This window comes from Bradyrhizobium sp. WCU1 (genome assembly GCF_053474805.1).
The window spans coordinates 5,906,574-5,932,553 of sequence record NZ_CM130280.1 but is presented as its reverse complement, the minus strand read 5'-3'; the positions used below and the strand labels follow the sequence as shown (position 1 = coordinate 5,932,553).

Below are 25,980 nucleotides of genomic sequence, written 5' to 3'. Positions count from 1 at the left end.
CCTAGCCCTTTGGACAAAAATTCGCTAACCGGACGTCGAAGATCGCGGCGAGAAATCGGCTATTTTCGAGCCCATTTCAAGAGGAGAAGTGAATGAACGGTAGTTCCATCGTCGTCACGGGCGGCGTCGGCTACGTGGGCCGTGAGCTGGTTCGCCAGCTGATCGCGGAAAACGCCGCGCGCGACATCCATGTCATCGACAATCTGGCCTGCGGCGAGGACCGGCTCGAGAAGATGGACCAGGGCAAGTTCGTCCTACATCGCTGCGACATCCGCGATTCCGGAGCGGTTGGCGAAATCGTTCAGCGGATCAAGCCGGACATCGTTTTTCATTTGGCAGCCGTCCACTTCATTCCGGCCTGCGAAGCGGAGCCGGGATCGGCCAACAGCATCAACGTGTCGGGCACCATCAACCTGTTGCATGCGGTGGCACCAGGCACCAAATTCGTTCTTGCATCGACCGCCGCGGTCTATCGTCCAGCCGACGCAGCCCATCTCGAGCAAGACGACACGCTCGGCCCGGTCGATATCTACGGCTACACCAAGCTTCATGCCGAGCACTTCGTTCGCTATTTCCACGCACAGAACAAGGTCCGCGGGACGATCGTCCGGCTGTTCAACGTGGTCGGCCCCGGCGAGACCAATCCGCATCTGGTGCCGGCGATCGTGGAGCAACTCGCGGCCGGCACGACCCGGCTTGCGCTGGGCAACCTGTTTCCGCATCGCGACTACATTGACGTCAGCGACGTTGCGCGCGGCTTCCGCGCGCTCGGAACCTCTGACGCATTCGACCGTGGCCCGATCATCTCGAACCTCGGCACGGGGCGCACGCACTCGGTCGGCGAAGTGGTCGAAGCCATCGCGGCGGCGTCCGGCATCAGGATCGACATTCAGCAGGATCCCGCGCGGATGCGATCGGTCGACCGCCCCATGCTGAAAGCATCCACGGACAAGTTGAGACAGCTGACCGGCTGGGTCCCCTCAGTATCCCTCGCAGAGAGCATGCAGCGCGCGTGGGACGGCCGGTTCGATGACGGTCTCGCGTGAGCCTCAGGCCTGCCCACGGACGAGCGCGGCCGCCGATCAAGGAATATAGTTGCCCGAGCCGGTTATGGTGCTATTTCGCAAGTACCATCAAGGACCATCCGCCCAAAATGCGGGCTGCCAGGTCGACCGATAGCTTGGACAACAGCACGCGCGGCACCTTCATGAGATTGGCCCGAAGACCTCGGCCAGGCGGCTCGATCGCCAGCGCCGTAAAATTGTAGTCGATCACGTCGTATCCGCAATACCTGATCGTCTCCAAGGCCGTCTGCTTGGTGAAGTAATGGAGATGGCCGACCCTCGATCGGATTCCGTTCAGAGCATCACCGCGCAGAACCGACTGAACGGAAAGGTCGAGCGGAATATGAAAGACCTTGTACTCTGCGCGGGATTTCAAGGCCTTGATGAATCCGATGTAATCATCCACGTGTTCGAACACGTCGATGCACAGCAAAGCACCGAAGGATTCATCGAATTCAAGCAGGTTGCCCTTGACGTAGTGAATACCGTCGCGTTCGCGCGTCGCCGCCAGCTTGAACGCTTGCTCTGACATCTCGTAACCGACGAACGAAGTCGCTGGCAGCCGCGCCTTGAGCTGCACGAGAATTTCCCCAGCGCCACAGCCTACTTCCGCGATTCGGGATGGAGCGAGACCATTCCTGCGCAAGATTTCGTAGATCTTGTCTGCTTTCCAGGGAGACTCCTCGACATGCCAAGAGGGATTGTTGGCAAGATACTCTAGGTTTGCATAGATCGAACCCTCGTCGATCCGGTGCAGTTTCATCTCTTCGTCGACCATCATTCTATCCAGGATGGCTGCATGGCCAATTTTCGGAGCAGCTTAGTGGTAGGCCAAAAGCTGAGATCGCTCAAGCTTGGCGCCTTTCCTCACGACAGCGCCGCGCTTTCGGCACGCGCGCATTCAGGCCGGCTTGCGGCCAACAAATGAGTAGAGGCGACCCGGTCTGCGGTCAAAGCGCGTAGCAATTGCGAGTAGCGAGGCAAATACGCGCTCGGAGGCGAGTGCGCCGCGCCAGAGCGGGCGCAAGGGAACCCTTTGTGCTAGCTTCTCGACAAGTGCGGACCTCAACGTGTCCTCTGTATGGGGGGCAAGATTGATCGGGCTTTGCAGTGGCGCCAGCGTGTCGATCGCGGAAAATCCCGCGCTCGCCAGCGCGCCGGTGTAGCGATCCAGCAGGAACGCATGTTCGCCGCCGTAGAGATGGTGCAGCGGATGCTGCGCGAGGAACTGCGGAAGATCCGCCTCCTTGCTGATGACATGCTCGCGCGCGGCGATCAGCATGCCGCCCGGCCGCAACACGCGAAACATCTCCCGGCAGGCGCCGTCGAGATCGCGCGTATGATGCAAGACGGCACGTGCGAAGACCAGATCGAACGTCGCGTCGGCGAACGGCAGCCGCTCGGAAAACTCCTCGACCACCTTGATCGGCAATTGCGTCTGTTGCGCCAGAGCGCGGATCGCCGTCGCTCCCACGATCGAGCTCGGATCGGGCTCCAGTGCGGTGACGGCAAAGCCGGTTCGGGCGAGCGCATAGCTCGCAATGCCGCGGCCGGCGCCGACGTCGAGCGCGGCACCCGAGCGGCCGCGCAACAGCGAGGCGACCGCCTGCCACTCGGAGCTGTGGAAATAGCGTTCAGCGGCGCCGGCGAGCGGATCGTCGTAGAATGCGTCGAGTACGAGCTGGCGCTGGTCCGGCTGATTGCGCAGCCAGACCACCGCTTCCTCCCAGGTAGTAAACTTGCGCTCACCGCTCACCGGGGCCAAGCTCCCTCACCAGCACGGCCGGATTGCCGGCCACGATCGAAAATGCCGCGACATCCTTGGTCACGACCGCGCCGGCCGCGACAATGGCGCCTTGGCCCACGGTCACGCCGCGCAGGACCATCGCGCCCGCGCCGACCCATGCATCATCGCAGATCTTGACGGGGCTCTCGTCCAGCGAGATGTCGTCCGGATGGCCGCGCGTGAAAATCTGTTGCACCTGCCGGTGACGCTCCTCTGCCCGCAGCGGATGGGTGAGATTGTCGAACACGTTCGCCGAATGCGAGATCAGCACGCGGTTGCCGATCTCGATCGAGGCCGCCGACCAGATCCGGGTTCCCTCGCCGACATAGCACCATTCGCCGATCTGGATCTCCCCGCCATGTGCGAACGTCAGGAGCTCGCCCAGGACGCGGCTGTTGCGGCCGACGACGATCTTGTCGGAATCGCCGCGGATGTTCCTAATCCTGGCGTAGCGGCCGAGCGCCGCGTCGGCCCGCAAGCGGCAGGTCGCGCGACCGATCAGACGCTGGATCAGGTAATCGAGATTCATGCCGTCAGCTGCAGGCAAGCGATGGCGCGCGACGACGCCGCAAGGTCATCGCCCTGCCCCTTTCCGGTATGCACGTCAAAAACGGTCGCGTCGGCGAGCGCCTCGGCGCTCTGGCGCGACCAGCCTTGTCGCGAATAGCCGAAATAATCCACCTGGTGCGATGCCGCACCGAATGCCTCGATGATGCGCTCGATCATGGCAAGATCGAACACTTGGTACCAGCCGAGATTGTCGCGCTTGCCGAACGGCACGGAGATCAGGCAGGTGCCGCCGGGCTTGAGGATGCGCTTGAACTCCTTCACCGCCGGAACGAAGCCGTCCCGATCGGTCTCGGCGTCGCGCGGATCGCCGGTGTAGAGCATCTGGTTGTCGAGACCGATGTGCTCGATCGTGGAAATGCTCGCGACGGTGTCGAACACATGGTCGCCGAACATCGTCTTGCGGAGATCGCCGAACATGTAGGAGTAGCCATCACGCCAATAGCATCGCCGCTCCGGCGCCAGCGTCATGATGGTGAGATCCGCGCCACGCAATGGCGCACGCTGCAGCAGGAAGTCGTGATTGAAGGTCGATCCCGCGTCCAGCATCTTGCCTACATTGGTCAGTCGGCCATAGACCCAAGGATATTCCACCACGCGCTCGTCCATGGCGACGCCGTAGCCGGGCGGAAGCTCATTTCCCGTCTGAAGCAGGCCCGCATCGATGGCCGCCGTGATGGTGTCGCGCTTGACCGTCTGATAGCCTGGGCCGAACGGACGCGGCCGCAGCTTGAAGAGCGGCACGGCAAGCCCGTCAGCCGCCCATTTCAGTTGATGGATCAAGTCACTTGCAGACATCATCTCGGCCCGATCGCCCGCCCGCTGGCCGGCACAATGCCCCCCTCTAGCACGGCTCAATCCGCGCGACGAGGTCGATAAACTGCGCCCATTGCCAGGCCTTGCTGTAGGTCCCCTGCACGCGCGCCCTGCCGGTTTCAGCGATCCCGGCCCATTGCGGCCAATCCTGCAGGCTGCTCGAAATCGCCTCCACGGCCCGCTCGGGAACATCATAGGTACGCATCGTGACCCCATCCTGCATCGCCTCCGGATAATTGCCCGCATCCGACACCAGCAGCGATCCGCAGCCCATCGCCTCGAAGCAGCGCATATTGCCGCGATCATTGCCGGCCATGTCGATGGCGCCGTTGAGCACGATCTTCGCTGACCCGAACAGTTCGTAGAGATCCCGGCCGAACAGCGGCGTCCTTGCGATGCGCGCGATGACGTCGGGGCGCCGGTGTTTCCCCAGCGGCAGCAATCGCCCGACCGCGCTTTCGGCAAGCCGGGTCAGCCGCGATGCATCGAGGCAGAACACGATGTTGCGATCGGCCGCCAGCGCCGCGACCTGTTCGAGCGTCCTGCCGCGCGCGCTGTGATGCCGCGAATATCCACCGACGAATGCCACGTCGATCGGCCGCTCGCCGTGGCCATATTGCTCCATGACAGGATCGATCGCAGGGAAGAACAGCTCCGCCCGGCATCCTTTGTCGCGCCAGGCCTGGAGGATCGAGGGGAAATTTCCGAGCACGGCGCCATAGGCCCTGAGGTCAGCATTTCCCGAGGGCGCCGCGCGCCAGCACAGCGTCTTCCTCACACAGCCGGGAAGCTTGGCGACGAACGCGCTCGGAAAGCGCACCGGATCGAGATTGTAGAACACCTCGGTTCCGTGATGCTCGATCTGCGCGAGCAGAATGGCCTCGAGCGTCGGCGCGCCCTGCATGCCTTGCTCACGCGCCCACCGGCGCTGCAGCACTTCGTCGTCAGCATTGGTGAAGAAGGCTTCGGGCGCGCCATCGAGCACCGGCTTGAGAAAATGCGCCGCACCAAAACGATCGTGCAAGAACACGTCGCGACGTGCCGCGAAAGTCGAGGCATTTGCCGCAAGCTGGTTCAATCGCGGCAGATAGGACGGATAGAGACCGCTATTCTGGAACAGACGCATTGGTTATGCGGACCTCGCCAACAGCCATTTCATGTTCAGGTATGGCCAGATCCGGCCAACGGATTCCCAATCCCAGCGCTGCGTTGCCGTCAAGTGGCCAACCGCCTGTCGGAGCGGCGCCTCGTCGACGAACTCGGCAAATGCCGGGACCTTCCGCTCGACCAGCTCCGCGGTCCAACCGGCCAACGGTCCATTCAGCCATTCCGGCATCGGCGAGTTGAAGCCGACCTTGCGGCGCGCGGTGCGGATGCTTTCGGGCATCAGGTTCGCCATCGCCTGCCGCGCCACCACCTTGGTCATGCCGTCGGCCGATTTGCTGGTTTCCGGCAGTGCCATCGTATAGGTCACCAGACGCCAGTCCATGAACGGCATGCGGACCTCGATCCCATGGGCCATCGAGAGCCGGTCGAAATTGCGCAGAATGGTGGGCAGCGTGGTCGAGTGGAACATGCGGTAGAGACGCCGGTTCAGCGCCCCCCACGTATCAGGGAGTTCGTCGTTTTCGGCGACCAGCGGCAGCGCTGCGGGGATCGCGGTCAAGCCTCCCCGCAGGAAATAGCGCCCCTGGCGGCTGATCATCTGCGCGCGCAGGAAGTCGATGCCGCGCTGCGCCAGCCGCGATCGCGACATCAGCGCAGCCGCTGCGTTGCGGATCCGGAACGCGGCCGACTGTCCTTCCTGGAAGTAAGCGCCCATCAACTCGTCTGCGCCGTGGCCATCGAGCGACACGGTGACGTTCTGGCGCCGCAGCTCGCGATAGATCAGCCACGGCGCGCTGGGCAGCCCGATATAGACGTCGTCATTATCGTCGAGGATGCGGTCAAGATCGGTGAGCGCATCGGCGCGCCCGATCTCGAGGAAGCTCGGTGCCACGTCGGCCCACGCCGCCGCCTCCTCCGCCATCGGCCGCTCGTCATTGCTGGCCCCCGGAAAGGTCGCGACGAAGGCATGCCGCCAGGCGGTGGAGTCTCGTGGCCCCATGCCGGCCTTCTCATGGCTCGCCATGGCGCAGATCACCGCGGACGAGTCGAAGCCGCCCGACAGGCAGGTCCCGATCGGCACGTCGCTGCGCATACGCAAGGCAACGGAATCCTGAAACAGGTCGCGAAAGCGCGCGACGCGTTCGGTCTCGGTTTGCGGGATCGCGGGCAGATGGTCCACGGTCCGCCACCAGCGGCGCACCTGTACGCGGCCCTGGCGCAGCCACATGCAGTGGCCGCCTTGCAGGCGGCGAACCTGCGAATACAGCGTCCGCTCGCTGCCTTCGATTCCGAACGGGTCAAGCAGCAGCCGACGCGCCACGTCGATATCGAGCGACGTCTCGAGCAGCCCGCTCCGCGCCAGCGCCCGCTGCTCGGACGCGAACACGAACCGCTCGGATGACAACGCGTACAGCATCGGCTTGATGCCGAAGCGATCGCGGGCAAGGAACAGCTCGTCAGTCGCCGTATCGTAGATCGCCAGCGCCCACATGCCGTTGAAGCGCAGCAGCATGTCCTCTCCCCAGGCCTGCCAGGCGGCAAGGATCACCTCGGTATCGGACTGGCTGCGGAACACCGCGCCCTTCGCCTCGAGCTCGCGGCGCAATTCGAGGAAGTTGTAGATCTCGCCGTTGTAGACGATCACATGGCGGCCATCGCCTGACACCATCGGCTGATAGCCGCCCTCGCCGGGATCGATGATGGCAAGCCGGCGGTGGCCGAAGGCGACGTTTCGTTTCGCATTGAACCAGGTGCCTTCGCCGAACGGTCCGCGATGCGCGATCAGGCTGGTGAGTCGTGAGATCTCGGCCGGCTCGACGGGATTGCCCCGAAGATTGACGATGCCTGCGATACCACACATGTCTAGGCGGCCTTGAACGGCAAGAAGCGGGTGATGATGATGCGGAGATCCCGCCAGCAGACGGAGCGATAGGGACCCAGCTGCGACACGGCAACGGCGGCGACAAAGATCACCGCCGCCGATACGCCGTAGAGCGACACCACATACCACCATGACGGCGCGTGGTCGAATGATACATGGCCAAGCTGCGAGCGCAGCGCCAACGCAATCGCGACGCCGGTCCCGAGCGGGATCAGGACGAAATGCAGCATCCGCGACCACATCCCTGAAAGCCTGAAGGTACGCCGCAACAGCAGCACGGTGATCACCACCTGGGCGACCATGCCGACACAGGAGCTCCAGCCGGCCGCCTGCCAACCGAAAATCGGCAATGCGATGGCGCTGGTCGCCAGCGTGAAAAAGCCCGTGACGAGCGAGATCAGCGCGTTGTAGCTGGAGCGGCCCTGCGACAGCAGATAGTACGCGAACACGTTGGCGCTCGAGCCCAAGATTCCGCTGATCGCAAGCACCACCAGCACCAGCTGCGCCTCGGCGGCGACTTCGGCGCCGGTCCATCGATACAGCAACGCACCGGCGACCGGGATCAGACCACCCAGCGCGCTCGCGGCCAGGACGTTGAGAATCCACGACGAGCGCAGCAAGAGGTCGACCTTGCGGTCGTCATCCTCCTTCTGCAGCGTGCTGAAGAACGGGAACAGGATCTCGCCGATCTTCAGCACGCCGATATAGACCGCCTCCTCCAGCCGCTGCGCGACGCTGTAAAAGCCGACGAATTGCGGCTGCAGCAGCACGCCGAGCAGATAGCGGTCCGCCTGACCTGAGAACAGCGCGCCGCTTTGTGCCGCGACCTGCCAGCCGCCAAGCTTGACCAATGCCCGCAGCGCGCCTTGATCGAGCGTCGGCCGTGCTAGCCAATCGTTGATGGCGAGCCGCGACCAAGCGAGAGCCATCAGCAGATTTGTCGCAAAGCCCAGGGCCTGACAGCCGAGAAAGGTCGAGGCGCGCGGCGCGTGGGGGATCAGCAGCAGCATCGACATCGTCGTCACCACTGTGCCGGTGATGCTGATCGCCGCGATCCGCCGATAGTCCTGACGTGCCGTGAATAGCGACTGGAAGACCGCGAACAGGCACTGGCATAGCCAACCGGCGCCGGCCAGCGCGAAGGCAAGCCCAAGGTCGTCACCGGCCGGACCTCCGAGGTGAAATCCCAATCGTGCGAGCGGCGCTCCGGCAAAGGCAAGCAATGCCGCGATCACACTGCCCCCGGCTACGGCGAGCGCAAGGGCGGTCGCGAAAAACCGCCGTGCCGCGTCGCGATCGGACGGCTCCAGCCGTTGCGCGAGTTCGCGCGCGGTCGAGAGGCCAAGCGCATTGCTGAACATCAGCGCCGGCGCGACACAGGCGGTCACCAAACCCGCGACGCCGAACGCGGCAAGGCCGAGCCGGAGAATCACGAACGGGAGAATCGCCAGATTGAGCAGAACCGCGACCGCAAACGCGGTCGCATTCCATGCCGAGTTACCGAGCAGATGGGATGGACCCCTCTTCACCGCTATGCCCGCTTTCGGTCCATCGCTTCGATACGCCTCAAGTGCCTCTTCCAAAAGGGCAAAACCCACTCGGCTTGGCGACGGGCTAGCAGCCGGCGGAGTGATTGTCGAGGGTTGGCGGACGGCGGGGCCGCGAGCACACGTCGGACCGGCCGAAACGGGCCGCCGAGGCAGGGCCGATCTCGGCGGAACCATGCCGGTTTGCTTCCAGTTCCGGTTTGTTGTCCGGGTAACGGTTGGAAAGGCCTGCCAAATTGTCTAAGTCAGAGTGACCGAAGCCCCAGAGCGGCCCGCCAAACAAGAGGTGTCTCAATGCCCTTTCCCCGCGCATCCCAAGCCCTGTCCCGCTTCACCGTGCTGGATTTGACCCGGGTCCGGTCTGGGCCGACCTGCGTGCGCCAGCTCGCCGACTGGGGTGCCAACGTGATCAAGATCGATGCGCTGCTGGAGGACGGCGGCGGCGAGCAGCCGGGCGGCCCGCGCGGGGGATCGGACTTCCAGAACCTGCACCGAAACAAGCGGGCCATGACGCTGAACCTGAAGGACCCCAAAGGGCTCGAAGTGTTCAAGCGGCTGGCCGAGCAGGCTGACGTCGTCGTCGAGAACTTCCGGCCGGACGTCAAGGCCAAGCTCGGCATCGACTATGAGAGCATCCGCCAGATCAATCCGAAGATCGTCTATGGCAGCATCTCCGGATTCGGCCAGGACGGTCCCTATCACAAGCGCCCGGGCTTCGATCAGATCGCACAGGGCATGGGCGGCCTGATGTCGGTGACCGGCGCGCCCGGCGAAGGTCCGATGCGCGTCGGCATTCCCGTCGCCGACCTGACCGCGGGGCTGTTTTGCGCGCTCGGCATCCTCACCGCGCTGCTGGAACGTGACGTCTCCGGCGAAGGCCAGTGGGTGCAGACCTCGCTGCTGCAGGCGCAGATATTCATGCTGGATTTCCAGGCGGCGCGCTGGCTGATGGAGAAGGAAGTCGCCAAGCAGGCCGGCAACAACCATCCGACCTCGATCCCGACCGGCGTGTTCAAGACCTCCGACGGCTACATCAACATCGCCACGACAGGCGGACGGATCTGGGAACGGTGCGCCCAGGCGATCGGCGCGCCCGACCTGATCACCGACCCCAACTATGCGACTGCGCCGGCGCGCTCGAAGAACCGCGACGCGCTGAATGCGCGGATCAACGCGCTGACCGAGAAGAAATCGACCGAGACCTGGGTGCAGGAGCTGAATGCCGCCGGCGTGCCGTGCGGGCCGATCTACTCGATCGACCAGATGTTCGAGGATGCCCAGGTCAAGCATCTCGGCATGGCCCAGCGCGTGCCGAACGACGAGAACCGGGACATCCAGCTGGTCAGCCAGCCGGTGACGCTGTCGCGGACGCCGAGCAAGATGGTGGCGCGTCCACCGGAGTTCGGCGAGCAGACCGAGGAAGTGCTGGCCGAGTTCGGTTTCGGCAGTGACGAGATCGCCGAGCTACGTCAGCGCAAGGTCGTTTGACGCCTTAGGCCTTTGCCGGCCGCAGCAGACGCGCGACGCCGGCGAAGGCCCGATCGATCACCGGCCAGAACAGCAGCAAGATCGCCAGTGTGGTGATCGTGCCGACCAAGCCGTTCGACCAGAACACCTTCATGTCGCCACCGGAACCGATCATCGACAGCCGGAACGCGTCCTCGGCGCGGCTGCCGAGCACCAAGGCAAGCGTGAACGGCGCCAGCGGGATGCCGATCTTCTTGAAGACGTAGCCGACGACGCCGAAGCCCAGCATCAGCCAGATGTCGAACATCGCATTCTGGATCGCGTAGGCGCCGATCGCGCAGGACACCACGATCATCGGGGCGACCGCCGCGAACGGCACGCGGAGGATCGATGCGAAGATCGGCACCGTGGTCAGCACCAGCACGAGGCCGACGACGTTGCCGAGATACATCGAGGCGATCAGGCCCCAGACGAAATCCTTGTGCTCGACGAACAGCAGCGGGCCGGGATTGAGGCCCCACACCATCAGGCCGCCGAGCAGGATCGCGGCCGTGCCCGAGCCGGGAATGCCGAGCGCAAGCATCGGCAGCAGCGCGGAGGTGCCGGACGCGTGCGCAGCGGTCTCCGGCGCGAACACGCCTTCGATGCGGCCCTTGCCGAAGCTTTCCTGATCCTTGGAGAAGCGCTTGGCGAGATTATAGCCCATGAAGGAAGCCGCGATCGCACCGCCCGGCGTGATGCCGAGCCAGCAGCCGATCACCGATGAGCGCAGCAGGGTCACCCAGTATTTCGGCAGGTCCTTCCACACCGACAGCACCACGCGCAGGGAAATGCCGGCGGCGTGTCCACGCAGCGCCAGGCGCTCCTCCATCGTGAGCAGGATCTCGCTGATGCCGAACAGGCCGATCACGGCGACGAGGAAGTTGATGCCGCGCAAGAGCTCCGCCGAGCCGAAGGTCATGCGCAATTGCCCGGACACCGTATCCATGCCGACACCGGCGAGCAGCAGCCCGAGCGACATCGAGATGACCGTCTTGTGCTTGGCTTCGCGGCCGAGGCCGACGAACGAGCAGAAGGTCAGGAGATAGACCGCGAAGAATTCCGGCGGCCCGAACTTCAGTGCGAACGACGAGATCATCGGCGCCAGGAAGGTGATCAAGAGCACCGCGACCAGCGAACCGATGAAGGAGGAGGTGAACGCCGCGGTGAGCGCTTCGGCCGCCCTGCCCTGCTGCGCCATCGGATAGCCGTCGAACGTGGTCGCAACCGACCAGGCTTCGCCGGGGATGTTGAACAGGATCGAGGTGATGGCGCCGCCGAACAGCGCACCCCAGTAGATGCAGGACAGCATCACGATCGCCGACGTCGGGTCCATCGTGAAGGTCAACGGCAGCAGGATCGCGACGCCGTTCGGGCCGCCGAGCCCGGGTAGCACGCCGACGAAGATGCCGAGCACGAGCCCGACCATCATCAACAGCAGCGTCTTCCACGTCAAAAGGACGGCGAAGCCGTGCAGCAGGAGACCGAAAGCTTCCATGTTTCGAAATCCTGTCGATCGCTCAGTAACCGAAGGCCGCTTCGAGCGGCCCCTTCGGCATGATGACATCGAATGCGATGTCGAAGGTCACGAACATCGCGGCGGTGAAGATGAAGGCGGTGAGCAACGACTTCCACAGGGCGATCTTGCCGACGACGCGCATGAAGCCCGCGATCAGGAGGAAGCTCGCGACATAGAGGCCGAGATATTGCGTGGCGAGGCAGAACAGGAATGTCGGCGCGAACACCGCCATCACCCGGCGAAGCTGCGCCCGGGTGACGAAGGTCTCGACAGCCTCCCGGCGCGACACGAAGGCGGCGCCCAGGCCATAGAGGCTGGCGGCGCCGAGGATCACCGAGAGGTAGAACGGAAAATAGCCCGGCTGCGGTCCGGTCGAGTCCCACGAGGCGCCGGTGCGCCAATTGTCCCAGCCGAGCACCAATGCGAGCGCAAGCAACAGCAGCGAGACGACGATGTCGACGAAGCCGGTCGAGACGACGGTCGGCGAATTTTCTTCAGGCGCGGTCGGATCGTCGACGACGATCTCAAGATCGGTGTTGGACATGGGCTCGACGGTCTGGGTTGCGACGGCAACGATTGGGATAGCGCGCAGATGCAATCACCGTCAATGCAGCCTTCAGCTAACTGGACCGTTCGGGAAACGCGCTCGCAAGCGCAGCACGATTCGCATCGAGGACGCCGCGCTCGGTGATCAGACCCGTCACCAGCCGCGCCGGCGTGACGTCGAAACCGAAATTAGCGACCGAGGAGCCATCCGGAACCACGCGCACGGTTTCGATCCGTCCATCCGCCGTGCGCCCGGTTAGGTGTGTTACCTCGCTGGCCGCGCGCTGCTCGATCGGGATCTGTTTGATGCCATCGTCGATACGAAAGTCGATGGTCGGCGACGGCAGCGCGACATAGAACGGCACGCCGTTGTCGTGTGCCGCCAGCGCCTTCAGATAGGTCCCGATCTTGTTGCAGACGTCGCCATTGGCGGCGACGCGATCGGTGCCGACGATCGCCAGATCGACCATGCGGTGCTGCATCAGATGGCCGCCGGTGTTGTCGGGGATCACGGTGTGCGGCACGCCGTGATGACCGAGCTCCCAGGCGGTGAGCGAGGCGCCCTGATTGCGCGGGCGCGTCTCGTCGACCCAGACATGGACCGGAATGCCGCGATCATGCGCCTGGTAGATTGGTGATGTCGCCGTTCCCCAATCGACGGTTGCAAGCCAGCCTGCGTTGCAATGGGTCAGGACGTTGACCGGCTCGCCCGGCTTCTTGGACGCGGCGATTGCCTCGATCAGGCCGAGCCCGTGGCGGCCGATCTCGCGGTTGATCTCGACATCCTCGTCGGCGATTGCGCGGGCGCGGGCGTAGGCCGCGTCCACCCGGGCCGACGCCGCGAGCGGCGCGAGCGCCCGCTGCATCTCGTCAACAGCCCATCTCAGATTGATCGCGGTCGGCCGCGTCGCGGCCAGCATCTTGCCGGCATGGTCGAGCGCCGCGTCGGAAGCATCTGATCGCATCGCGAGCGCCATGCCGTAGGCTGCGGTGGCGCCGATCAACGGTGCGCCGCGGACCAGCATCGAGCTGATCGCCTCGCCGGCCTCATCAGCGGTCGTGAGTCTGGCCACGATGAATTCGTGCGGCAGCCGGCGTTGATCGATCGCGCCGACCGACCAGCCGTCAGGCTCGAGCCAGATGCTGCGAAAATGTCGTCCGTCGACCTTCATGCGCCTAACACCCGTCCGGCGACTGCATCGAGCTTGGCGAGCAGATGCAGATCGCGCGCCGCGGGCGCCGTGATCAGCGCGGTATCGAGCGCGCGATCCGACCCGATCGGACACGGCTCGTGCTCGCGCGGGAAATCCCGCGCCAGCCGCGCGACCAGCGCCTTGGCCTTCTCGGCGTTCGAATTCAGCACCCGGATGATATCCTGCACGGTCACGGCATCATGCGCCGGATGCCAGCAGTCGAAATCGGTGACCATCGCCACGCTGGCGTAGCAGATCTCGGCTTCGCGGGCGAGCTTGGCTTCGGGCATGTTGGTCATGCCGATCACCGAATAGCCCTGCGCCTTGTAGGTCAGGCTTTCCGCGAGTGAGGAGAATTGCGGCCCCTCCATGCAGAGGTAGGTGCCGCCGCGTGCGAACGCGATGGCTTCAGCTTCGGCGGCGGCCGCGAGATGCTTCACCAGCAGCGGCGACACCGGATGCGCCATCGAGACATGGGCGACGCAGCCCTTGCCGAAGAACGAGCTCTCGCGCTTGTGGGTGCGATCGACGAACTGATCGACCAATACGAAGGTGCCCGGCGGCAGCTCCTCCTTGAACGAGCCACAGGCGGACAGCGCGACGAGGTCGGTGACCCCTGCCCGCTTCAGCACGTCGATATTGGCGCGATAGTTGATGTCGGACGGCGACAGCGCGTGACCCGGACCGTGCCGCGGCAGGAACACGATCGGCAACCCCGCCATCTCGCCGCGGCGCAGCGGCGCCGACGGCTCGCCCCAGGGACTTGCGACCGCTTCCTCGCGGACGTTTTCCAGGCCCGGCAGATCGTAGATGCCGGATCCGCCGATGATCCCCAACACGGCTTTGGTCATGATCGCTCCACGGCTAGCCGAACGTCCGGCCATACTGCGGCGCAGTAATCACCGCGCCGCCGCCGCATGCAAGCCAATTCCGGACCGCGTGCGCTATTTTGCGACAAAGCCCGCTGCATTCATCAGCGTGGCGTTCTGCTTGTCGTCGTCCTCGAGGAACTCGACCATGTCCTTGCCGGTGAGGAAGATCGGCTTCAACGCCTGCTTCTCCATGTAGTCCTTGTATTCCGCCGTCTGCGTCACCTTCTGGAACAGGTCGACATAGAATGCCTGCTGCTCCTGGCTCACCTTGCCCGGCAGGAACATCGCGCGCAGCATCAGATACTGCACGTCGAGCCCTTCCTCCTTGCAGGTCGGGATATCGTTCCAGGATTGCGTCTCGGTGACCTTGGTCTTGTAGGAGATGCGCTCCTTGTCGAACACACAGAGCGCACGCACCTGACCGGCACGCCAGACTTCGAGGTTCTCGCTGGGATTGTTGACGTTGGACTCGGTGTGGCCGCCGACCAGCTGGGTCGCGGCCTCGCCGCCAGACTTGTACGGCAGGTAGGAGAACTTCGCGCCGGTCTTCTGCTCCATGAAGACGGTCAGCACGTGGTCCTCGCGCTTGGAGCCGGTGCCGCCCATCTTGAACGGTGCGCTCGCCGCCTTCGCGGCATCGATGAACTCCTTCACGGTCTTCGGACCGGAGACGTTGTCCCACAGCACGAACTGGTCGAGCGCGATCACCGACACCGGCGTGAGGTCGCGCCAGTTGAAGGGGATCTTGGCCGACAGCGGCAGCATGTAGATCAGCGAATAGGCGATCAGCACCTTGTTGGGATCGCCCTCGCTGGACTTCATGTACATCAGCGCTTCCGCACCCGACGCGCCACCCTTCAGCGACACCACCATCGGCTGCTTCATCAGATTGTTCTTCTGGATCGCCGCCTGCATCATACGCGCCATCTGGTCGGAGGCGCCGCCGGCGCCGGCCGCAACCACGATCTCGACCGGCTTGCTCGGCTCCCAGCCGGCAAATGCCGGCGTGCTCAAGAGCAAGGCCGCGATGGCAGCCGTGGCTTTCACAATCTGTCCCACGTGTTTCTTCCCTATCTATTTGTTCGGCTTGGCAAAAGCTACGAAGCGGCGGGTGCGGTCATTGTGCCGAGAAAAGAAGTGAGTTCAAGCCGCCGAACCGTCGCATGGCGTATGACTTTGGAATGAGGAACGTGAGCGGACCGAGTCTCACAGCCGGCCGCATACACCATCGTCGTCCCGGCGAAGGCCGGGACCCATACGCCGCGGCGGATGTTGTAGATGGGACTCGTCGTTCCACCATCAGACAACAATCACCATCTGTGGTTATGGGGCCCGGCCTTCGCCGGGACGACGATGAGGACGGTTCACGATGCCAACACGCGGTGTCATCGCCCGGGGCGATGACAGTTGTGGCTGGGATGAAGAGCGGAGCGGAGACGCCGCCGCTACTTGCCCTTGAAGTTGGGCGCACGCTTGTTGAGGAAGGCGTCCATGCCCTCGCGGAAATCCTCGCTCATATAGGCGCGCAGGATCAGGTCCTCGCCCTCGTCGCGCGACAGCGTGCGGCGGATGCGGCGGACCGCTTCCTTGGTCACCTCGAGCGTGATCGGCGCATGGCCGGCGACCAGCTTCGCGGTCTCATCGGCGCGGCGCTGCAAGGTCTCGACATCGGGGACGACCTCATTCAACAGCCCGAGTGCCAGCGCTTCCGGCGCCTCGACGAGGCGCGCCTTGAAGATCAGGTCCTTGGTCCGCGCCGGACCGATCAGCGACACCAGCCGCGAGATGTTGGACATCGAGAGGCAGTTGCCGAGCGTGCGCGCGATCGGGAAGCCGATCCGGGTCGCCTCGGTGCCGATGCGGATGTCGCAGCAGGCGGCGATCCCGGCGCCGCCGCCGGTGCAGGCACCGGCGATCGCGGCGATCACAGGCACGCGGCACTGTTCGAGTGTACCCAGCACGCGGTCGATCCGTGCCTCGTAATCCAGCGCGTCCTGCGCGGTCTTGAACGCGCGGAACTGGGAGATGTCGGTGCCCGAGGCGAACGCCTTGTCGCCGGCGCCGGTCAGGATCAGCGCCTTGATGGAGTGATCCTGATTGATGTTCTCGCAGATCGAGGCCATCTGCTCATACATCGCAAAGGTCAGCGCATTGCGCGCCTGCGGCCGGTTGAAGGTGATGCGCGCAATCCCGTCCTCGACGGAATAGATCAGGTCTTCGGTCGAAGTGACGGGCGCGTTCATGTCTCGCTCTTTCTGTTCGTTACGATTTGATTTTGAGACCAAGGCCCTCTCAAGCGACTTTCGACGCCTGCGCGGCGTCGCGTCCCTTGAGGACGTCCATCGCCGCCAGCACACCGCCGCTGCGATGCGGCACCTTGGCGAGATCAAGACCCATCTCGACGCCCGACAGCGTGCCCATCAGCATCAGGTCGTTGAAGTGACCGATATGGCCGATCCGGAACACCTTGCCCTTGACCTTGTTGAGGCCGGTGCCGAGCGACATGTCGAAATTATCCAGCACGACCTTGCGGAAATGGTCGGCGTCGTGGCCGTCAGGCACCCGCACTGCCGTCAACGCCGGCGAATGCGCGCCCTGCTCCTGGCACTGCGTCTCCAGGCCCCAGACCTTGATCGCGGCGCGGGTCGCTTCGCTGTGGCGCTTGTGGCGGGCGAACACGTTCTCAAGCCCCTCCTCCTCCAGCATCTTCACGGCCTCGCGCAGGCCGAACAGCAGGTTGGTCGCGGGCGTATACGGCCAGGTGCCGGCCTTGTTGATGTTGATGACCTCCTGCCAATCCCAGTAGGAGCGCATGCCCGGGTTGGCCTTGGCCACCGCGAGCGCCTTCTCCGACACGGCGTTGAAACCGAGGCCGGGCGGCAGCATCAGCCCCTTCTGCGAGCCGGCGATCGAGACGTCGATACCCCAGGCATCATGCTCATATTCCAGCGAGCCGAGACCGGAGATGGTGTCGACCATCAAGAGCGCCGGGTGCTTCAGGGTGTCGAGGATCTTGCGCACGTTGAGCGGATAGGTGACGCAGGCGGTCGAGGTCTCGTTATGGACCACGCAGACGGCCTTGATCTTGTGCGCCTTGTCGGCGGCGAGCCGCGCCTCAATCTGCTCGAGGTCGGCGCCGTGGCGCCAGTCGCCCGGAACGAAGTCGACGTCGAGTTTGAACTTGTCGGCGATGCCGTGCCACAGCACCGCGAACTGACCGGTCTCGCACATCAGTACCTTGTCGCCGGGCTGCAGGGTGTTGACGATCGCGGCTTCCCAGGCGCCGGTCCCCGACGAGGGGTAGATGATCACGGGCTGCTTGGTGCGGAACACACGCTGCATCGCCGACATCACGGCAAAGCCGATCTCGGCGAATTCGGCACCGCGGTGATCCATGGTCGGCATGTCCATCGCCCGCAGCACCCGGTCCGGCACGTTGGTCGGTCCCGGAATCTGCAGAAAATGCCTTCCAGTATGCACGGTCATAAGCGTCCTTCCCGGTCTTGTCTTGGTCGTGATGAGCCGCTCGCATATCACTATTCGCCGGGTTTGTCCTCGGCCGGGCGGGGGGCCGTCATGCATATCTGACGGCGCTCCACCCGCACCGGCAGCCGCTCACCCGGCGGCCACCACCTTGCCCGCCGTCACCCCTCCGCCCGTCTCCTCGAACGGCCGCTCCGGGTGCATCAGGAACGCCGAGAAGCCGCCGAGCAGCAACAGGCCCATCGACATCAGGAACGGCAGGTACCAGTTCCCGGTGGCGTCGATGACGAAGCCGGCGACCAGCGGCGAGACGATGGCGGCGAAGGCCGAGCCGGTGTTCATGATCCCCGCGGCGGTGCCGGAATATTTCGGCGCGATGTCCATCGGGATCGACCACATCGGGCCGATCACCAGCTCGGCGCAGAAGAAGCCGGCCGACAGGCAGAGCGCGACCAGCGTGATGTCGTGGACGAACAGGATCGGCATCAGCGACAGCAGCGCTCCGGCGAAGCCGACGACCGTCACGCTGAGCCGCGCCAGCCGCAGATTGCCCGTGCGCTCGAGGATGCGGTCGGAGATGACGCCGCCGATGCTGTCGCCGATCACGCCGGCGAAGAACACGCCGGAGGCGAACAGCGCCGAGTTCTTCAGATCGAGGCTGTAGTTGTTCTTGAAGAACAGCGGCAGCCAGTTGAGGTAGAGCCACAGGCACCAGCCGTAGCAGAAATAGGTCAGCGTCACCGGCCACATCCGCTGCAGCAGCGGTCCCCACGGCACTTTCGGCCGCTCGCCTTTCGGCCGCGGCGGCAAGGTCGCAAGCTCGGCCTCGGTGATGGAGCGATGGTCCTTCGGCTCGTTGCGGAAGTACCAAACCCACACAATCCCCCACAGCAGGCTGACGATACCAAGCACCACGAATGCGCCGCGCCAGGTCAGCCAGAGGATGAGAAGCGCGACGGCCGGCGGGGTCACCGCATTGCCGAGCCGCGCAAACGAATGTGTCAAGCCTTGCGCGAAGCCGCGGCGGTTCGCCGGCGTCCAGTACTGCATGGCGCGCGTCGCGGTGGGAAACGTCGCGCCTTCGCCGAACCCGAGCGCGAACCGCGCGACGAACAGCGCCACGAGACCATGGACGAAGCCGGTCATGATGGTCGCCGCAGCCCAGATCATGCCGCACCAGAACAGGGTCTGGCGCGGCCCGAAGCGATCGCCGACCCAGCCGCCGATCACCTGGAACAGCAGGTACGGATAGGCGAATGCCGAGAACACCAGGCCGAGCTCGGTGTTGGACAGGCCGAGCTCCTTCTGGATCTCGCCGGCCGCGGTGCCGATGTTCACGCGGTCGACATAGGTGATGAAATACATCACGCAGAGCATGGCCAACACGACATGGGTGGCCTTGAACCGAAGCCTCATATCCCCTCCCTGGTCTGCGATTTTGGTTGTTGGTGTCGCTAGGTGCCGACGACTTTCAGGTGTGACGACGCATTGCGCTGGTCGCGCTGCTCGAGCAGCTTCATCGCCACCGCGACGCCGCCCGCGCGATGCGGCACACCGGCGACCGACAATCCCATCTCGACGCCGGTGAGCGCGCCAAGCAGCGTCAGCTCGTTGCATTCGCCGAGATGACCGATGCGAAAGACCTTGCCGGCGACCTTCGACAGGCCGGAGCCGAGCGACATGTTGAAATTGTCCAGCACGACCTTGCGGAACTGGTCCGCGTCATGGCCGGGCGGCATCAACACCGCGGTCAGCACCGGCGAGAACTCGGCCGGCTCCTGGCACAACACCTCGAGTCCCCAATGATTGACGGCGGCACGCGTCGCCGCGGCCAGCCGCTGATGGCGCGCGAACACATTGTCGAGCCCCTCCTCCAGCAGCATCGCGATCGCCTCGCGCAGCCCGTAGAGCAGGTTCGTCGCCGGCGTATAGGGGAAGAAGCCGTTGGCATTCGGCTTCAGCATCTCCTCCCAATCGAAATAGGAGCGCGGCATCTTGTTGCTACGCGACGCGGCGCGGGCCTTTTCCGAGATCGCATTGAAGCCGAGGCCGGGCGGCAACATAAAGCCCTTCTGCGAGCAGCTGACGCTGACATCGACCTTCCACTCGTCGTGCCGGTAGTCGACCGAGCCCAGCGACGAGATGGTGTCGACCATCAAGAGCGCCGGATGCGCGGTGCGGTCGATGGCGGCACGGATATCGGCGATCCGGCTGGTCGCGCCGGTCGAGGTTTCGTTGTGGACGACCATCACCGCCTTGATGCTGTGCGCGGTGTCCGCGGCAAGTTTTGTTTCGATCTGGGCGGGATCGGCGCCGCGGCGCCAGTCACCGGGAACGAAGTCGACCTCGATGCCGAAGCGGCCGGCGAGTTGCCGCCACAGGGTGGCGAAGTGGCCGGTCTCGACCATCAGGACCTTGTCGCCGGGCGACAAGGTGTTGACGATCGCAGCTTCCCATGCGCCGGTCCCCGACGACGGGAAGATCACCACCGGCCCTGCGGTCTGGAAGATCCTGGCGCTGCCCTCGAGCACGGTGCGGCCGAGCTCGCCGAACTCGGCGCTGCGGTGGTCGATGACGGGCATGTCCATCGCGCGAAGAATGCGATCCGGAACCGGGCTCGGCCCTGGAATCTGCAGAAAATGGCGCCCTTGATGCATCAGAACCTCCCAATCGCCGGATGTCGGCCGTTCTGCAACCATTTTGCATTCATTTTTTGTATTTTCAATCCCATTTTGGTATTCTATTGAGCGCATCGACGCGACCACGACGGCAAACTATTGTTCAGAATATGAAATCTGCGATTCCCGAAACCGGGGTTCCGATCACCCCACCCGCCGCCGGCAACGGCAGCGACCGCCAGGAGGCCTCGCTGCACGGCGAGATCCTGCTGCGGCTGCGCGACTACGTGGTGGAAGGCAACATTCCCGACGGCGCCCGCGTTCCGGAACGCCAGCTCTGCGAAATGCTCGGGATCTCCAGGACGCCGCTGCGCGAGGCACTCAAGGTGCTGGCCGCCGAAGGCCTGATCGAGCTGTTGCCCAATCGCGGCGCGCGGGTGCGCCAACTCAGCCAGCGCGACCTCGAGGAATTGTTCGACGTGATGGCCGGGCTGGAGAGCCTCGCCGGACGACTGGCCTGCGAGGCCATCACGGACGAGGAAATCGCTGCGATCGAGCGGCTGCACTACGAGATGTACGGCCACTATCTGCACCGCGATATGCACGGCTATTTCCAGACCAACCAGCAGATCCACGAGAGCATCGTTGCGGCTGCGCGCAACGCGACGCTGAAGACGACCTACGCCAACTTCGCCGGCCGGATCCGCCGCGTGCGCTATTCGGCCAATTTCGCCCGCAAGCGGCAACGCTGGGCCGAGGCGATGCGCGAGCACGAGGCGATCCTTGACGCGCTGCGCCGCCGCGCCGGCAGCGAGCTCAGCGACATCCTGTTCCAGCACCTGCGCAACAAGCGGGGCGCCGCCATCGAGCACCTCGCGGAGGGGCACGACAGCGCCCCTGGGGAAGCGCCTCAAGGCAGCTAGCCTTGCTCATTTTGCATTCATAATGTAACTCTGATCTCAACTGAATGAATAATCCATGGGCAACATTTGGTTGCGCCATGGATCACATTGGATCCGGGATGAAGAACGCCTCATCGCTCGAACAGCGCCTGCGGTCCGACCTGACCGGGGACGTCTTTTTCGATGCCTTCAACCGCGGCCGCTATGCGACCGACGCCTCGTTCTACCAGATCATGCCGGCCGGCGTGGTGGTGCCGCGAACCGTCGACGAGGCGCTGCGCACGCTTGCGATCGTCCGCGACGCCGGGCGGATCGTGACCCCGCGCGGCGGCGGCACCTCGCAATGCGGCCAGACCGTCAATGACGGCATCGTGGTCGACCTGTCGAAGCATCTGAACAAGATCATCTCGCTCGACGTCGAGAACCGGACCTGCGTGGTCGAGCCCGGCATCGTGCTCGACGATCTCAACCGTCAGCTCAGGAAGCACGGGCTGTGGTTTCCGGTCGACGTCTCGACCGCGTCGCGCGCCACCATCGGCGGCATGGCCGGCAACAATTCCTGCGGCGGCCGCTCGTTGCGCTACGGCACCATGCGCGACAACACGCTGTCCATGGATGCGGCGCTTGCCGACGGCACGCTGCTGCATTTCGGCGAAGTGCCGCGCGACCTGACCCGGGTCAATGCGTCCGACAGCGGCTTGAGGCTGTTCCGCGACATGCTCGATCTCGGCGAGCGCGAGGCGCTCGAGATCTCGGATAAATTCCCCAAGGTGCAGCGCCGCGTCGGCGGCTATAACCTCGATGCGCTGGTGCCGCGCAACACGCCGAACAATCTGGCGCATCTGTTGGTCGGGTCGGAAGGCACCCTCGCCTTCACGACGCAGGTCGAGTTGAAGCTGTGGCCCGTGATCCGCAACAAGGTGCTCGGCGTCTGCCATTTCGGCAGCTTCTACGAGGCGATGGACGCGGCCCAGCATCTGGTCAAGCTGCGGCCGATCGCAGTGGAGCTGGTCGACCGCACCATGATCGCGCTGGGGCGCGAGATCGCGATGTTCCAGCCGATCATCTCGGCGGCGGTGCGCGGCGATCCCGACGCGATCCTGGTGGTCGAGTTCGCCGAGGAAGATCAGGCCGACAATCTCGCCCGCCTCAGGCAGCTCGGCGAGTTGATGGGCGATCTCGGCTTCGGCTGGGACAAGCCGCAGCGCAAATGGGGCGGCGTGGTCGAGATAACAGAGCCCGCGCTGCAGACCGGCATCGCCGATTTCCGCGCCGCCGGCCTCAACGTCATGATGTCGATGAAGCAGGAAGGCAAGCCGGTCTCGTTCGTCGAGGATTGCGCGGTGCCGCTGCCGCACCTCGCCGACTACACCGAACGGCTCAATGCCGTCTTCGCGAAGCACGGCACCCGCGGCACGATGTATGCGCACGCCTCCGAGGGCTGCCTGCATGTGCGCCCGGTGCTCAATCTCAAGCTCGAGAAGGACGTCAAGGCAATGCGCGCCATTGCCGAGGAAGCCTTCGCGATGGTGCGCGAATACAAGGGCTCGCATTCCGGCGAGCATGGCGACGGCCTGGTGCGCTCGGAATTCCACGAGACCATGTTCGGCGCGCGCATCGTCGCCGATTTCCGCGAGGTCAAGCAGCGCTTCGATCCGACCAACACGCTCAACCCCGGCAAGATCGTCGATCCGCCCAAAATGGACGACCGATCGCTGTTTCGCTACTCGCCGGACTATCGCGTCGGCGAATTGAAGACGGTGCTCGACTGGTCGGCCTATCCCGGCGCCGGCGGCGGTTTCCAGGGCGCGGTCGAGATGTGCAACAACAACGGCGCCTGCCGCAAGCTCGAAGGCGGCGTGATGTGCCCGTCCTATCGCGCGACCCGCAACGAGAAGGACGTCACCCGCGGCCGCGCCAATACGCTGCGGCTGGCGATCTCCGGCCAGTTGGGTGCGGACGCGCTTTCCTCCGACGAGATGATGGACACGCTGAAACTCTGCGTCTCCTGCAAGGCCTGCCGCCACGAGTGCCCGACCGGCGTCGACATGGCCAAGATGAAGATCGAGGTGCTGGCGGCACGCGCCGCGACCCACGGCCTGTCGGTACGCGACCGGCTGGTCGGGTATCTGCCGCGCTACCTCGATCTCGCCTCGCGCTTCGCCCCGATCGCGAACTGGCGCAACAGAAGCCCGTTGCTGCGCACGTTGTTTGAGACGCTCGCCGGCATCAGCGCCAAACGGGCGCTGCCGGCGTTTCGCAGCGATACGTTCCGCTCTGACGCCGAGGTGCTCGGCGCGCCTGATGGCCGCGAAGTGGTGCTGTTCGCTGATACGTTCAACCGCGGTTACGAGCGGGAGAATCTCGACGCGGCGATCGAGGTGCTGGTCGCCGGCGGCTATCGCGTGCATCTGCCGAAGCCATCGGACGGCGGCCGGCCGCCCTGCTGCGGACGGACGTTCCTGTCGGCTGGACTGGTCGATCAGGCCCGCACCGAGCTCGACCGGCTGGTTGCGACCTACGCGCCGTTCGCAGCGCGCGGCGTGCCGATCATCGGCCTCGAGCCGAGCTGCCTGCTGACCCTGCGCGACGAGCTGCTGTCGCTGCGTTCCGATGACACCGCCAAGAGCGTCAGCGCGCACGCTTTGCTGTTCGAGGAATTCCTGGTGCGCGAGGCCGAGGCTGGACGCCTCGTGCTGCCGCTCGGCGCCGTTGCTGCAAAGGCGGTCGTGCACGGGCATTGCCATCAAAAGTCCTTTGGCGCGTTCAAGCCGGTGGAGAAGGTGCTGCGCCTCGTGCCTGGCCTCGAGGTCAAGACCATCGAGTCGAGCTGCTGCGGCATGGCCGGCGCGTTCGGCTACGGCGCGGACACCTATCAGGCCTCGATCGAGATGGCCGAGCTGTCGCTGCTCCCAGCGGTGCGCAGCGCCGATCAGGACACGCTGATCGTGGCCGACGGCACCTCCTGCCGGCACCAGATCAAGGACGGCAGCGGCCGCACGCCGCTGCATGTCGCCAGCGTATTGGCGATCAGCCTGAAACGTGCGAAGTCGAATTCCAGCAGATCATTACCGACAAAGGAACAGGCCCATGGCTGAGCTCACTCTCGACACTGCCCGCAAGATTCTGGATGCCGCGCTCGCCAAGGGCGTCGAGAAGAAGCTGAAGCCGCTGGTGGTCACCATCCTCGACGCACGCGGCGCGGTGAAGGTGACGGCGGCGCAGGACGGCACCAGCCTGATGCGGGCCGAGATCGCCCATGGCAAGGCCTATGGCGCGCTGGCGCTCGGCATGGGATCGCGGGCGCTGTTCCAGCGCGCGCAGGAGCAGGCCTATTTCATCGATTCCGTGAACACGCTGGCGCAGGGCCGGCTGGTGCCGGTCCCCGGCGGCGTGCTGATCATGGACGGCACCACCCTGCTCGGCGCTGTCGGCGTCAGCGGCGACACCTCGGACAATGACGAGATCTGCGCCGTCGCGGGGATCGAGGCCGCCGGCCTGAAGGCCAACGCGGGCTGATACGCGACCGGGCGCGCAATTTCGGAATATTAGAAATATACCCCTGAGTTGCCCGGCATGTCAAGTGACTTGCCGAACGCCGGCCGCTGCCCGCTCCTTTGCATGGGGTTGTTTTCGGGATTTTGATACTGCGCCCGCGAGGATGTGAAGCTTTGTCCTCATCCACGTTGTCGTCGCCCGGCTCGACCGGGCGACCCAGTACGCCGCACGACCGCCTCTGGAATAGATGCCTCACCGCCCGGTCCAGGTCGGCTTGCGCTTCTCACCGAACGCCTTGAGACCTTCCTTGGCGTCCTCGGTCATCGCGAGCAGCGCGATCTGGCTTTCGGTGTAGGCGATGCTTTCGTCGAACGACATCGAAGCGATCGCGCGCATCGCGTACTTGCCGCGACGGATCGCGGTCGGCGACTTGTCGACGATGCGGCCGATCAACCAGTCGACCTTGGCATCGAGCTCGGCCGCCGGCACGACGTAGTTGAGAAGGCCCGCGGCCTGCGCGGCTTTGGCATCGAACGGCTCGCCGGTCAGCGACCATTCATTGACGAGACGCGGCGGCGCGATCGATTGCAGCAGGCTCAGCACCTGCATCGGAAACACACCGACCTTCACCTCGGGCAGACCGAAGATCACGCCATCGGCGGCGACCGCCATGTCGGTCATGCACAGCAGGCCCATGCCGCCGGCCATGCAGACGCCGCCGACCCGCGCGATCGCGGGCTTGGTCGCGTTCTGCGACAGGCGGAGCAGGTCGGCGTAGTCGACATTCGGCCGCGAGAAATCCATCGAGAATGCCGCGCCGCTGTTCTGCAGATCGGCGCCGGCGCAGAACGCCTTGTCGCCCGTGCCGGTCAGCACGATGACGCGCACGTCCTTGTCGTCATGCGCCTCGCGATAGCCCCTGGCGATGCCCGCGATCACACCGCCATTGAGCGCGTTGCGCTTGTCCGGGCGGTTGATGGTGATCCAGTACGCCTGCCCGCGCTTTTCCAGAAGAACGCTGTTGTCGGTCATGTTTCCTGCCTTGTACGCCGTTTCCTGCCGACATTTGCGGCA

The 25,980-nt window shown here is 64.6% G+C and carries 22 protein-coding genes; 5 read left to right on the top strand and 17 right to left on the bottom strand.

The window, feature by feature from the left end:
• Window positions 1-92: 92 nt before the first annotated feature.
• On the top strand, window positions 93-1,046 hold the full coding sequence (locus tag ACTUWL_RS27685; RefSeq protein WP_021080460.1) for an NAD-dependent epimerase/dehydratase family protein: 954 nt from the start codon (window positions 93-95) through the stop codon (window positions 1,044-1,046).
• Window positions 1,047-1,116: 70 nt separating this feature from the next.
• Here ACTUWL_RS27685 and ACTUWL_RS27680 read toward each other — a convergent pair whose 3' ends face one another.
• The 7 genes from ACTUWL_RS27680 to ACTUWL_RS27650 form a co-directional block, all read right to left on the bottom strand.
• A complete protein-coding gene (locus ACTUWL_RS27680; protein WP_021080459.1) occupies window positions 1,117-1,842 on the bottom strand; it encodes a class I SAM-dependent methyltransferase in 726 nt (241 codons plus the stop codon).
• Window positions 1,843-1,965: 123 nt separating this feature from the next.
• Window positions 1,966-2,820 carry a class I SAM-dependent methyltransferase gene (locus tag ACTUWL_RS27675; protein WP_021080458.1) on the bottom strand — a complete coding sequence of 285 codons (855 nt, stop codon included), beginning with the start codon at window positions 2,818-2,820 and terminating at the stop codon, window positions 1,966-1,968.
• Window positions 2,810-3,379 (bottom strand): acyltransferase, encoded by a 570-nt coding sequence (locus tag ACTUWL_RS27670; protein WP_021080457.1) that lies wholly within the window; start codon window positions 3,377-3,379, stop codon window positions 2,810-2,812. Before ACTUWL_RS27670 ends, ACTUWL_RS27675 begins: the two co-directional genes overlap by 11 nt.
• A complete protein-coding gene (locus tag ACTUWL_RS27665; RefSeq protein ID WP_021080456.1) occupies window positions 3,376-4,218 on the bottom strand; it encodes a methyltransferase domain-containing protein in 843 nt (280 codons plus the stop codon). The genes ACTUWL_RS27670 and ACTUWL_RS27665 overlap by 4 nt, the downstream gene beginning before the upstream one ends.
• Window positions 4,219-4,261: 43 nt before the next feature.
• Window positions 4,262-5,359: a glycosyltransferase family protein gene (locus ACTUWL_RS27660; protein WP_021080455.1), complete on the bottom strand. Its 1,098-nt coding sequence runs from the start codon at window positions 5,357-5,359 to the stop codon at window positions 4,262-4,264.
• A 3-nt stretch (window positions 5,360-5,362) separates the two neighbouring features.
• Window positions 5,363-7,201 carry an asparagine synthase (glutamine-hydrolyzing) gene (gene asnB / locus ACTUWL_RS27655; protein ID WP_021080454.1) on the bottom strand — a complete coding sequence of 613 codons (1,839 nt, stop codon included), beginning with the start codon at window positions 7,199-7,201 and terminating at the stop codon, window positions 5,363-5,365.
• Between the two features lie 2 nt (window positions 7,202-7,203).
• Window positions 7,204-8,751 (bottom strand): lipopolysaccharide biosynthesis protein, encoded by a 1,548-nt coding sequence (locus ACTUWL_RS27650; protein WP_021080453.1) that lies wholly within the window; start codon window positions 8,749-8,751, stop codon window positions 7,204-7,206.
• Window positions 8,752-9,063: 312 nt separating this feature from the next.
• Between ACTUWL_RS27650 and ACTUWL_RS27645 the strand changes: the two genes are divergently transcribed.
• Window positions 9,064-10,257 carry a CaiB/BaiF CoA transferase family protein gene (locus tag ACTUWL_RS27645; RefSeq protein WP_021080452.1) on the top strand — a complete coding sequence of 398 codons (1,194 nt, stop codon included), beginning with the start codon at window positions 9,064-9,066 and terminating at the stop codon, window positions 10,255-10,257.
• A 4-nt stretch (window positions 10,258-10,261) separates the two neighbouring features.
• Here ACTUWL_RS27645 and ACTUWL_RS27640 read toward each other — a convergent pair whose 3' ends face one another.
• The 9 genes from ACTUWL_RS27640 to ACTUWL_RS27600 all read right to left on the bottom strand — a co-directional run bounded on the left by ACTUWL_RS27640 (window position 10,262) and on the right by ACTUWL_RS27600 (window position 20,545).
• Window positions 10,262-11,773, bottom strand: a complete 1,512-nt coding sequence (locus tag ACTUWL_RS27640) for a tripartite tricarboxylate transporter permease (RefSeq protein ID WP_021080451.1) — start codon at window positions 11,771-11,773, stop codon at window positions 10,262-10,264.
• Window positions 11,774-11,795: 22 nt separating this feature from the next.
• On the bottom strand, window positions 11,796-12,338 hold the full coding sequence (locus ACTUWL_RS27635) for a tripartite tricarboxylate transporter TctB family protein (protein ID WP_021080450.1): 543 nt from the start codon (window positions 12,336-12,338) through the stop codon (window positions 11,796-11,798).
• A gap of 76 nt (window positions 12,339-12,414) precedes the next feature.
• Entirely contained in the window at window positions 12,415-13,512 is a 1,098-nt protein-coding gene (gene mtnA, locus ACTUWL_RS27630) for an S-methyl-5-thioribose-1-phosphate isomerase (RefSeq protein ID WP_021080449.1), read from the bottom strand.
• The gene (locus tag ACTUWL_RS27625) at window positions 13,509-14,384 is read right to left on the bottom strand and encodes an S-methyl-5'-thioadenosine phosphorylase (RefSeq protein ID WP_021080448.1); all 876 of its coding nucleotides are present in this window, start codon (window positions 14,382-14,384) and stop codon (window positions 13,509-13,511) included. Before ACTUWL_RS27625 ends, mtnA begins: the two co-directional genes overlap by 4 nt.
• 93 nt (window positions 14,385-14,477) lie before the next feature.
• Window positions 14,478-15,464, bottom strand: coding sequence for a Bug family tripartite tricarboxylate transporter substrate binding protein (locus ACTUWL_RS27620; protein WP_021080447.1), 987 nt, complete (start codon window positions 15,462-15,464; stop codon window positions 14,478-14,480).
• A 386-nt stretch (window positions 15,465-15,850) separates the two neighbouring features.
• Window positions 15,851-16,648 carry an enoyl-CoA hydratase/isomerase family protein gene (locus tag ACTUWL_RS27615; protein ID WP_021080446.1) on the bottom strand — a complete coding sequence of 266 codons (798 nt, stop codon included), beginning with the start codon at window positions 16,646-16,648 and terminating at the stop codon, window positions 15,851-15,853.
• A gap of 49 nt (window positions 16,649-16,697) precedes the next feature.
• Window positions 16,698-17,891 (bottom strand): pyridoxal-phosphate-dependent aminotransferase family protein, encoded by a 1,194-nt coding sequence (locus tag ACTUWL_RS27610; RefSeq protein WP_021080445.1) that lies wholly within the window; start codon window positions 17,889-17,891, stop codon window positions 16,698-16,700.
• 129 nt (window positions 17,892-18,020) lie between these two features.
• The gene (locus ACTUWL_RS27605; protein ID WP_021080444.1) at window positions 18,021-19,304 is read right to left on the bottom strand and encodes an MFS transporter; all 1,284 of its coding nucleotides are present in this window, start codon (window positions 19,302-19,304) and stop codon (window positions 18,021-18,023) included.
• Window positions 19,305-19,342: 38 nt separating this feature from the next.
• On the bottom strand, window positions 19,343-20,545 hold the full coding sequence (locus tag ACTUWL_RS27600; RefSeq protein WP_021080443.1) for a pyridoxal-phosphate-dependent aminotransferase family protein: 1,203 nt from the start codon (window positions 20,543-20,545) through the stop codon (window positions 19,343-19,345).
• Window positions 20,546-20,676: 131 nt separating this feature from the next.
• On the opposite strand from ACTUWL_RS27600, the gene ACTUWL_RS27595 reads away from it, so the two are divergent.
• The 3 genes from ACTUWL_RS27595 to ACTUWL_RS27585 all read left to right on the top strand — a co-directional run bounded on the left by ACTUWL_RS27595 (window position 20,677) and on the right by ACTUWL_RS27585 (window position 24,927).
• Window positions 20,677-21,429 carry a GntR family transcriptional regulator gene (locus ACTUWL_RS27595; RefSeq protein WP_021080442.1) on the top strand — a complete coding sequence of 251 codons (753 nt, stop codon included), beginning with the start codon at window positions 20,677-20,679 and terminating at the stop codon, window positions 21,427-21,429.
• Between the two features lie 98 nt (window positions 21,430-21,527).
• Window positions 21,528-24,506, top strand: coding sequence for an FAD-binding and (Fe-S)-binding domain-containing protein (locus ACTUWL_RS27590; protein ID WP_021080441.1), 2,979 nt, complete (start codon window positions 21,528-21,530; stop codon window positions 24,504-24,506).
• Window positions 24,499-24,927, top strand: a complete 429-nt coding sequence (locus tag ACTUWL_RS27585) for a GlcG/HbpS family heme-binding protein (protein ID WP_021080440.1) — start codon at window positions 24,499-24,501, stop codon at window positions 24,925-24,927. The genes ACTUWL_RS27590 and ACTUWL_RS27585 overlap by 8 nt, the downstream gene beginning before the upstream one ends.
• Window positions 24,928-25,158: 231 nt before the next feature.
• Here the strand turns inward: ACTUWL_RS27585 and ACTUWL_RS27580 are convergent, their stop codons facing one another.
• The gene (locus ACTUWL_RS27580) at window positions 25,159-25,938 is read right to left on the bottom strand and encodes an enoyl-CoA hydratase/isomerase family protein (RefSeq protein ID WP_021080439.1); all 780 of its coding nucleotides are present in this window, start codon (window positions 25,936-25,938) and stop codon (window positions 25,159-25,161) included.
• Between the last annotated feature and the right edge of the window lie 42 nt (window positions 25,939-25,980).

Excerpts from the sequence above, each read along its gene's own strand:
- mtnA (WP_021080449.1), bottom strand. The coding sequence starts at position 13,512 with ATGAAGGTCGACGGACGACATTTTCGCAGCATCTGGCTCGAGCCTGAC.
- ACTUWL_RS27680 (WP_021080459.1), bottom strand. The coding sequence starts at position 1,842 with ATGGTCGACGAAGAGATGAAACTGCACCGGATCGACGAGGGTTCGATC.
- ACTUWL_RS27670 (WP_021080457.1), bottom strand. The coding sequence starts at position 3,379 with ATGAATCTCGATTACCTGATCCAGCGTCTGATCGGTCGCGCGACCTGC.
- ACTUWL_RS27600 (WP_021080443.1), bottom strand. The coding sequence starts at position 20,545 with ATGCATCAAGGGCGCCATTTTCTGCAGATTCCAGGGCCGAGCCCGGTT.
- ACTUWL_RS27610 (WP_021080445.1), bottom strand. The coding sequence starts at position 17,891 with ATGACCGTGCATACTGGAAGGCATTTTCTGCAGATTCCGGGACCGACC.
- ACTUWL_RS27595 (WP_021080442.1), top strand. The coding sequence starts at position 20,677 with ATGAAATCTGCGATTCCCGAAACCGGGGTTCCGATCACCCCACCCGCC.
- ACTUWL_RS27580 (WP_021080439.1), bottom strand. The coding sequence starts at position 25,938 with ATGACCGACAACAGCGTTCTTCTGGAAAAGCGCGGGCAGGCGTACTGG.
- ACTUWL_RS27605 (WP_021080444.1), bottom strand. The coding sequence starts at position 19,304 with ATGAGGCTTCGGTTCAAGGCCACCCATGTCGTGTTGGCCATGCTCTGC.
- ACTUWL_RS27635 (WP_021080450.1), bottom strand. The coding sequence starts at position 12,338 with ATGTCCAACACCGATCTTGAGATCGTCGTCGACGATCCGACCGCGCCT.
- ACTUWL_RS27660 (WP_021080455.1), bottom strand. The coding sequence starts at position 5,359 with ATGCGTCTGTTCCAGAATAGCGGTCTCTATCCGTCCTATCTGCCGCGA.
- ACTUWL_RS27640 (WP_021080451.1), bottom strand. The coding sequence starts at position 11,773 with ATGGAAGCTTTCGGTCTCCTGCTGCACGGCTTCGCCGTCCTTTTGACG.
- ACTUWL_RS27615 (WP_021080446.1), bottom strand. The coding sequence starts at position 16,648 with ATGAACGCGCCCGTCACTTCGACCGAAGACCTGATCTATTCCGTCGAG.
- ACTUWL_RS27625 (WP_021080448.1), bottom strand. The coding sequence starts at position 14,384 with ATGACCAAAGCCGTGTTGGGGATCATCGGCGGATCCGGCATCTACGAT.
- ACTUWL_RS27665 (WP_021080456.1), bottom strand. The coding sequence starts at position 4,218 with ATGATGTCTGCAAGTGACTTGATCCATCAACTGAAATGGGCGGCTGAC.
- ACTUWL_RS27590 (WP_021080441.1), top strand. The coding sequence starts at position 21,528 with ATGAAGAACGCCTCATCGCTCGAACAGCGCCTGCGGTCCGACCTGACC.
- ACTUWL_RS27645 (WP_021080452.1), top strand. The coding sequence starts at position 9,064 with ATGCCCTTTCCCCGCGCATCCCAAGCCCTGTCCCGCTTCACCGTGCTG.
- ACTUWL_RS27585 (WP_021080440.1), top strand. The coding sequence starts at position 24,499 with ATGGCTGAGCTCACTCTCGACACTGCCCGCAAGATTCTGGATGCCGCG.
- ACTUWL_RS27685 (WP_021080460.1), top strand. The coding sequence starts at position 93 with ATGAACGGTAGTTCCATCGTCGTCACGGGCGGCGTCGGCTACGTGGGC.
- asnB (WP_021080454.1), bottom strand. The coding sequence starts at position 7,201 with ATGTGTGGTATCGCAGGCATCGTCAATCTTCGGGGCAATCCCGTCGAG.